The organism is Brevundimonas sp., assembly GCF_031082345.1.
GTDB lineage: Bacteria > Pseudomonadota > Alphaproteobacteria > Caulobacterales > Caulobacteraceae > Brevundimonas.
Genome location: NZ_JAVHLH010000141.1, coordinates 1 through 7,481 on the forward strand (window position 1 = coordinate 1; position 7,481 = coordinate 7,481).

Sequence of the window (7,481 nt, forward strand, 5' to 3'; positions counted from 1 at the left end):
CCGGACGCCGGGTCGGCGACCGGCGGGACGGTCCCAAACGTCGGGGGCCAGCCGCTCCAGCCCGCTCACCGTCAGCCGAAGCTGCAGCGGCGTCCAGAGGCCGTAGCCGGGATAGAAGACCTCCAGCGCCATGGCGTGGACCACGACCGACAGGGCGGCGGCGGGGTCGGCCTGCACCGCGTCGCGCAGGCCCATAGTGCGATGCGCGGTCAGGTCCATGACCAGCCGGTCCGACAGCGGCGCCAGACGGTCGTCGGCGTCCGCCGAAAGGGTGTCGGTCGCTCCCGCGCCTTCCCCTCCGGCTCCGTCTGCTCCGGCGGCGTCCTGTTCGGAGCGGTTCGGGGCGCCTTCGTCCGCGCCGCCCTCCTCCGTCCATGGCGGCGGCTCCTTGGCGATATCCTCCGCCCGGACCAGACCGCGCTCGAAGCGGGCGAGGCCGTCATGGCCGAGCAGGACCATCACCCCGGCGCGCCCCTTGGCTTCCGCCGTGTAGTCGTATTCGGGGCCGAAGGCCTGCAAGGCCGCGTCGATCTGCTCCAGCCGGGCGTCCACCTCGGGCGGCAGCATTTCCGCCGCGTCGGTTTCGGAGACGAGGCGGTCGTACTCCGCCGACAGCGCGGCGATGGCGGCGGCGTCCGCCTCCGACCGCTCGACCGCGACCGGATAGACCCGACCGAAGCCGGACAGGTCCGGGTAGTCGATGATGACCTCGGCCCATTTCCAGCCCTCGCGCTGGCGGGCCTCGTCGGCCAGCCCGGCCAGCTTGTCGCCGACCAACCGGTCGAGCAGGACCGGGTCCTCCAGCCAGCCGCCGCCATCCTCGGTGAACAGGTCGCGCAGCACCGAACCGCCCGCCGCCTCATAGGCCTCGACGCCGACGAAGCGGGCGCGCCGGTCGCCGACGCTCACCTTGGCCTCGGTCATGGCGCGGCGGATGGCGTAGGCCGGGGTGTGAGGGCCGATCTGGTCCAGCACCTGCCGCTGGCGCTCCCGGTCCTCGCTGACGCAGAAGGCGGTCAACTGGTCCAGCGCCAGCGTCCCCTCGCGATAGGCCGCCATCAACTCCGGCGCCGCCGCCCCGAGCCGAAGCCGCTGCCGCACCACATGGGCCGACACCCCGAACCGGGCGCCGATCTCCTCGGGCCCGTAACCCTTCTCCTCTGCCAATCGCCGGAAGGCCTCGAACTGGTCGGCGGGATGCATGGCCTCGCGGGTGATGTTCTCGTCCAGGCTGATCTCATGGGCGTCGTTGTCGGCGTCCACGATGACGCGCACCGGATGGGTGCGCTTGATCGCCTTGCGCTTGGCCAGCAGCCGCAGCGCCTGCCGCCGCCCCTCGCCGATGGTGACGAGGTAGTTTCCGGTCGGGACGCCCTCCCCGTCCCGCTCGATCTCGACCACGGGCGGCTGCAACACCCCCTTGGCCCGGATCGACGCCGCCAGCGCCTCGATCCCGGCGTCGCTGTGCTTCACCTTGCGGGCGTTCCTCGGCGACGCCTTCAGCCGGTTCAGGGGAACCACGACCTCCGCGCCGTGCACGGGCTCCGCAGCGGCCACGGCGGCGGCGTCAGCCGCCGCCGTTTCGAGGGTTTGAGTGGATTGAGCAGTCATGTCTGCCTCCTTTGGGCATGGGTTGCAGGCACGCGAACTGCGCGCCTGAAACCCTGCCCGTCGGCGAGACCGGGGTAGCAAGGGCCAGGGCGGATCGGCCGGAGGGGGATCGCCCGACCTGCACAAGCCTGCTGCCTATGATGTTGATGATGGTCTTCGCGGGCGCGGAAGGTCGGGGAGACCGGCCGATCCGGCGGCGAAGCCGCTTCACCCTGGCCCGCGCGAGGGCGGAGCCCTTAGCCCTTTTCGAAACGATGACGGTCCCAGGGCGCGGCGTCGGACGGGTGGCGCGGGGATCCGCCCCGACGCCAACCGCGTCTTGACTTGTACGCCACATAGACGTACATACTCTTCAAGTTCAAGGAGTACAGGAGGCAGCCATGCTCGCTTTCAAGGATCAAGTCAGCGCGCTGGATGAACGTAGCACGGAACGGATGAACTTCCGGACCAAGCCGCGCATCAAGCAGACCATTCAACGCGCCGCGGCCCTGGCCGGCGTGGACGATTCCGTATTCACGATGAACGCCGCCTATGAATCGGCCCTGAACACCATCGAGGCGCATGAGCGCACGGTTCTGGCCCCGCTCGACCATGCGGCCTTCTTCGCCGCCATGGATGCGCCCCCGGCTCCCACGGACAAGCTCCGCGCAGCCTTCGCCCGTCATCGTGAGACGGTCGCCAGTCGGTGAGCGACAGCGATGCCGACGCCCTGAATATCATTGAGCCGTTCGATCCTGAAAAACATGATCGGACGGCTTTTTCCTGCGGCATAGATCAGGTCGACAACTTCTTCAGAAAGACGGCGAACAAGCTGTCCAAGGCCGACAATCTGCGCGTCTGGGTGATGACCGACCCCCGGGGCGCCCTGATCGGCTTCTACGCCACCAACGCCCACAGCATCGAATACACCGACCTGCCCGCGAAATACGCACGGACGCGCCCCGGCCATGGCCGGATTCCCGCCGCCTACATCTCGATGATCGGGGTGGATCAGGGTTTCCAGGGCAAGGGTTTCGGCGGCGACCTGCTGATCGACTGCCTGCGGCGTCTCGCCCAGGCGAGCGAAACGCTCGGCGTAGCGGTCGTGATGCTGGACGTCCTGGATTGCGGCGATCCCGAACAGGTCGGGCGGCGTCTGGCGCTCTACCGGGGCTACGGGTTTGAACCGCTTCCCGCCAACCCCCTGCGTCTGTTCCTGCCCATGGCTACGGTGAAAGCGTTGATCGCCGAAGCGCCGTAGGGATCGCCGGCGACGCGCAGCGGCGGAACCCGCAAACTTGCGGACGCAAGGCGTACGGCTGGTCCTGTCGCGATCTTTCGGCTTCGATTCCCGAAACGAACGGAGACCCCGATGGCCGCGCCCGCCCCGCCCCTGCGTCGAACGATCAAGAAGCCCGAACTGCGCCAGATGGTGCCGCTGGCCGACAGCACCATCTGGGAGATGGAGCAGCGCGGTCAGTTCCCGAGGCGGTTTCTGCTGACGCCGCGCTGCGTCGTCTGGGACCTCGCCGAGGTCGAGGCCTGGCTGGCGCTTCGCCGGGCCAAGCCTATCCGCCGGGCACCGCCGCCCGACGTCCGCAAACGGGTCAGCCGACCGGTCAGAGCCGCGGATCGAAGCGAGGACCGGCCGTTTCCGGGATGACCAGCACGGGCGTGAACGCCCGCCCCGCCTCCCAGGCGTCCACGGCGTTCGACCACTCCTGGGCCATGTGCCGGCGCTGGGCCTCGAACTCGGCCTTGTTGTAGACGCCGCGCGACGACCGCTCTTCGTGGGCGAGGCATTTCTCAATCCAGTCCGAGTTGAAGCCCATCTCGTGCAGTAGCGTCGAGGCAGTCCGCCGCAGGTCGTGGACCGTGAAGGACTCCAGCGGCAGATCCCGCTCCCGGGCCCGTTCGGCGATCGCCGTGGTCACCCGGTTGAAGGTCGCCCGCGACATCGGCGCGTCGGCGTCGTAGCGCGACGGCAGGATGTAGCGGGAGTTGCCGGCGCAGGTCTTCAACGCAATCAGGATGTCGAGCATCTGGGTCGAGAGATAGACGTTGTGCGGCCGCGACCGCTTCATCCGCTCCTTGGGGATGGACCAGACGGCGTTGGCGAAATCCACCTCGTCCCAGACCCCGTCCTGGAGCTCGCTCTTCCGGACCATGCTCAGCAGGATGAACTTCAGGCCCAGACGGATCGTCGGCAAAGTCGCCACCTCCCCCAGCAGGCTTAGCGCGATCCGGATTTCGGTCGGCGACAGCGATCGGTCGCGCGGCCGGAAGGTGGCGATGGAAGCCGGTCCGACCCCGTCCGCCGGATTGTCGATCTTCTCGCCGTGCAGGATGGCCCAGGCGTAGATCTGTTTGACGATGTCGCGCACGTGGATGGCCGTCGCCGGCGCGCCCCGCTCCACGATGGTCTTGCAGTGCGCCCGCAGATCGTCCGGCGTGATCTCGCCCAGAAGCCGATTCTCCCACTGCGGCAGCACTTCGCGGTTGAAGATCGACCGCCGCATGTTGCGGGTGCTGTCCGCCATGGGGGCGTGATCCATCCACCGGCGCGCGGCGTGACCGAAGCTGCGCGCCTCCGCCCGCCGCCGCTTGGCTCGCTGTTTTTCGAGGGCCGGCGAGACGCCTGCGGCGATGCTCCGCTTGGCGTCGAGCACCAGTTCGCGGGCCTTGGCGAGCGACAGGCCGGCCGGGCCGTAGGCGCCGAAGGTGACCGTCTCGCGCCGCCCGTTGAAGCGATAGTCGTACTTGAAGGAAACGCCGCCTGACGGTGTTACGAGGACGTACAGGCCGTCCCTGTCGGTCTTTTTGTAAGGCTTTGGTTTTCCGCGCAAATTGCGCAGTTCTGCGTCCGTAAGCATGCCAAATTCACTCCAAAAGACCGTCAGGCGCTTTCGGGGTCTTTCGGAAACTTTTTCCTTTGCAAAGTCAGAGCTTTGGCTCGAAAAAAGACCGTCAGGCCGCCGTCGGCCCTATGACGGTATGAATCGGAGTCGCCGGAAGCAATGGGAGCGGGACCGTCAGGAAGACCGACGCACGCCTTCGCTGCCCCTCGAACGATATCGAAAGGCAGCGAAGGCATTTATCTTGTAAGTCAGTGTTTTAGCGCCGGTTTTGAAAGCGCCGCCGAAAGGCTCCGAAAGCCCCGGACTATTCCCACTCGATCGTCCCGGGCGGCTTGGAGGTCACGTCGTAGACCACGCGGTTGACGCCGCGCACCTCGTTGACGATGCGCGTCGCGGTCTTGCCGAGTACTTCCCACGGGAATTCGAAGAAGTCGGCGGTCATGCCGTCGGTCGAGGTGACGGCGCGCAGGGCCAGAACCTTCTCATAGGTGCGGGCGTCGCCCATGACGCCGACGGTCTTGACCGGCAGCAGCACGGCGAAGGCCTGCCAGATCTGGTCGTAGAGGCCGGCCTTGCGGATTTCCTCGAGGTAGATGGCGTCGGCTTCCTGCAGGGTGGCGACGGCGTCGGGCGTGATCTCGCCGGGAATGCGGATGGCCAGCCCCGGCCCCGGGAACGGGTGGCGACCCACGAAGGCGTCGGTCAGGCCCAGCTCGCGGCCGAGCGCCCTCACCTCGTCCTTGAACAGCTCGCGCAGGGGCTCAACCAGCTTCAGCTTCATGAAGTCCGGCAGGCCGCCGACATTGTGGTGGCTCTTGATGACATGGGCCTTGCCGCTGGACGACGACACGCTCTCGATGACGTCGGGATAAAGAGTGCCCTGGGCGAGGAATTCGGCGCCCTCGATCCTGTGGGCCTCGCGGTCGAAGACTTCGATGAAGACCCGGCCGATGATCTTGCGCTTGGTCTCGGGGTCGGCGACGCCCGCCAATTCTCCGAGGAATTCCTTCGACGCATCAACGTGGATCAGCGGGATGTTGTAGTGCTCGCGGAAGAGTTCGGTGACCTGGGTCGCCTCGTCCTTCCTGAGCAGGCCGGTGTCGACGAAGACGCAGGTCAGCTGGTCGCCGATCGCCTCATGGATCAGCACGGCGGCGACCGAGGAGTCGACCCCGCCGGACAGGCCGCAGATGACTTTCGCCGAACCGACCTGTTCGCGGATCCGGGCGACTTGCTCGTCCCGATAGGCGGCCATGGTCCAGTCGCCCTTCAGCCCGGCGATGCCGTGGGTGAAATTCTTCAGCATGGTCGCGCCGCGCGGGGTGTGCATCACCTCGGGGTGGAACTGGACGCCGTAGAAGCGGCGGGTCTCGTCGGCGATCACGGCATAGGGCGAACCGGCCGAAGTGGCGACCACATCGAAGCCCCGCGGGATGGCGACGATCTTGTCGCCGTGGCTCATCCAGACGGTCTCGTCCTCGCCCACCGCGGCGAGGTCGGCCAGCAGGGGCGAGGTCTTCTGCACCGTGATCTCGGCCCGGCCGAACTCGCGGTGATGGCCGCCCTCGACCTTGCCGCCGAGCTGTTCGCACATGGTCATCTCGCCGTAGCAGATGCCGAGCACCGGCACGCCGGCCTCGAACACGCCTTGCGGCGCGCGGGGGCTGCCCTCCTCGTGGACGCTCTCGGGCCCGCCCGACAGGATGATGGCTTGCGGCTTCATAGTCGCCAGCGCGGCCTCGGCCTTGGCGTAGGGATGGATCTCGCAATAGACCCGCGCCTCGCGCAGGCGGCGGGCGATCAGCTGGGTCACCTGGCTGCCGAAATCGACGATCAGGACCTTCTGGTGATCAGCGGGGGCGGTCATGCGGGCTCCGTGGCGGCAGGCGTGAAATGGTCATGCAACAGGTCGAGGGCCTCGGCCAGACGGAGATCGATCTCCGCCAGGGCGTCGGTCCAATGTTCGAGGGCGCTCAGCTCGGCGCGGCCGTCGCTGACGCCGCGCAGGCCGAGGACCGGGACGTCGAAACGGGCGGCGGCGCGGACGACGGCGAAGGTCTCCATATCGACCATGTCGGCGTCGAAGGCGTCATAGGCGGCGCCGGAGACGACGCTGGCCCCCGTCGCCAGCCGCGCCTTCGGCAGCGAGGCCGGTCCGTCGGCCAGGGGCAGGACGGCGGGCACGCGCGGATACGGCGTCTCGCCCTTCGGAAAGCCGAGAGCGCTGGCGTCCATGTCGCGATAGCTGACGGACGAGACCCGGTAGACGCGGGCGTGGTCCAAGGTCCGCGATCCCGCCGAGCCGAGAGACACGATCCCGTCAGGCAGGCCGTCCCCCGCCTTCAGCTCGGCGAGGGCGTGGCCGACGGCGGCGGCGGCCTCCACCGGTCCGACGCCGGTGATCAGCGGCCGGATGCGGGCCTTCAGGGCCGGGCCGTATTCGGGCTCGGCGGCCATGACGCACAGGACGGTCTTCGGACCGAAGCGGGAAAGGGCCCAGTCCCGGCTCACGCCCGCCGCTCATAGAGGGCGAGGAAGAAGCCGTCGGTGTTGGTCGAGGCCGGCGACAGGCGCAGACGGTGGCCGGCCGCATTGGCGGAGAGCGTCTCCCGGGCGGCGTCGGTCAGGGTCGGGGCGCCCAGCAGACCGGCGACCGGCAGGGGCCGGAAGTCCGGATGGGCGGCCTCGAAGGCCTCGGCGACCGCCTCGTTCTCCCGGGTCAGCAGGGAGCAGGTGACATAGGCCAGCCGGCCGCCCGGCTTCACGAGGGCCACGGCCTGGTCGAGGATGCGCAGTTGCAGGGCGTGCAGACGTTCGACCTCGTCCGGCTTGAGTCGCCAGGCGTCTTCGGGGCGCCGCCGCCAGGTGCCCGAGCCGCTGCACGGGGCGTCGACGAAGACGAGGTCGGACTTGCCGTTGAATTCCTCGACCCCGCCGCCGTTCTGGCCGATCAGCCGCAGGTCGGCGGCCACGCCGGCGCGGGCCAGCCGGGGCCGGATGTTGTCGAGCCGCTTCTGGACCACGTCGCAGGCG

Annotated in this window: 7 protein-coding genes and 1 pseudogene; 3 read left to right on the forward strand and 5 right to left on the reverse strand. The window is 68.4% G+C overall.

Features of this window, described 5'->3' with window-relative positions; translation table 11 throughout:
• Positions 1-1,611: ParB/RepB/Spo0J family partition protein (locus RDU12_RS09975; protein WP_300290267.1), on the reverse strand; the 1,611-nt coding region annotated here is incomplete at its 3' end.
• A gap of 380 nt (positions 1,612-1,991) precedes the next feature.
• Here RDU12_RS09975 and RDU12_RS09980 point away from each other — a divergent pair.
• The 3 genes from RDU12_RS09980 to RDU12_RS09990 all read left to right on the forward strand — a co-directional run bounded on the left by RDU12_RS09980 (position 1,992) and on the right by RDU12_RS09990 (position 3,253).
• Positions 1,992-2,300, forward strand: coding sequence for a DUF1778 domain-containing protein (locus tag RDU12_RS09980; protein WP_300290266.1), 309 nt, complete (start codon positions 1,992-1,994; stop codon positions 2,298-2,300).
• Entirely contained in the window at positions 2,297-2,851 is a 555-nt protein-coding gene (locus RDU12_RS09985) for a GNAT family N-acetyltransferase (RefSeq protein ID WP_300290265.1), read from the forward strand. The genes RDU12_RS09980 and RDU12_RS09985 overlap by 4 nt, the downstream gene beginning before the upstream one ends.
• A 111-nt stretch (positions 2,852-2,962) precedes the next feature.
• Positions 2,963-3,253 (forward strand): AlpA family transcriptional regulator, encoded by a 291-nt coding sequence (locus RDU12_RS09990; RefSeq protein ID WP_300290264.1) that lies wholly within the window; start codon positions 2,963-2,965, stop codon positions 3,251-3,253.
• On the opposite strand, the gene RDU12_RS09995 is transcribed toward RDU12_RS09990, so the two are convergent.
• From RDU12_RS09995 to RDU12_RS10010, 4 genes and pseudogenes are all read right to left on the reverse strand, one after another.
• Positions 3,210-4,463 carry a site-specific integrase gene (locus RDU12_RS09995; protein WP_300290263.1) on the reverse strand — a complete coding sequence of 418 codons (1,254 nt, stop codon included), beginning with the start codon at positions 4,461-4,463 and terminating at the stop codon, positions 3,210-3,212. The genes RDU12_RS09990 and RDU12_RS09995 overlap by 44 nt on opposite strands.
• Before the next feature lie 289 nt (positions 4,464-4,752).
• Positions 4,753-6,315, reverse strand: a complete 1,563-nt coding sequence (gene guaA / locus RDU12_RS10000) for a glutamine-hydrolyzing GMP synthase (RefSeq protein ID WP_300290262.1) — start codon at positions 6,313-6,315, stop codon at positions 4,753-4,755.
• The gene (locus RDU12_RS10005; protein ID WP_300290260.1) at positions 6,312-6,959 is read right to left on the reverse strand and encodes a 5'-methylthioadenosine/S-adenosylhomocysteine nucleosidase; all 648 of its coding nucleotides are present in this window, start codon (positions 6,957-6,959) and stop codon (positions 6,312-6,314) included. Before RDU12_RS10005 ends, guaA begins: the two co-directional genes overlap by 4 nt.
• A pseudogene (locus RDU12_RS10010) lies at positions 6,956-7,481 on the reverse strand (RsmB/NOP family class I SAM-dependent RNA methyltransferase); the annotation flags it as partial. The gene RDU12_RS10005 and the pseudogene RDU12_RS10010, both read right to left, overlap by 4 nt.

Bases quoted from the DNA above. Each gene is read 5' to 3' on its own strand.
- RDU12_RS09980 (WP_300290266.1), top strand. From the start codon at position 1,992: ATGCTCGCTTTCAAGGATCAAGTCAGCGCGCTGGATGAACGTAGCACG.
- RDU12_RS09990 (WP_300290264.1), top strand. From the start codon at position 2,963: ATGGCCGCGCCCGCCCCGCCCCTGCGTCGAACGATCAAGAAGCCCGAA.
- RDU12_RS09995 (WP_300290263.1), bottom strand. From the start codon at position 4,463: ATGCTTACGGACGCAGAACTGCGCAATTTGCGCGGAAAACCAAAGCCT.
- guaA (WP_300290262.1), bottom strand. From the start codon at position 6,315: ATGACCGCCCCCGCTGATCACCAGAAGGTCCTGATCGTCGATTTCGGC.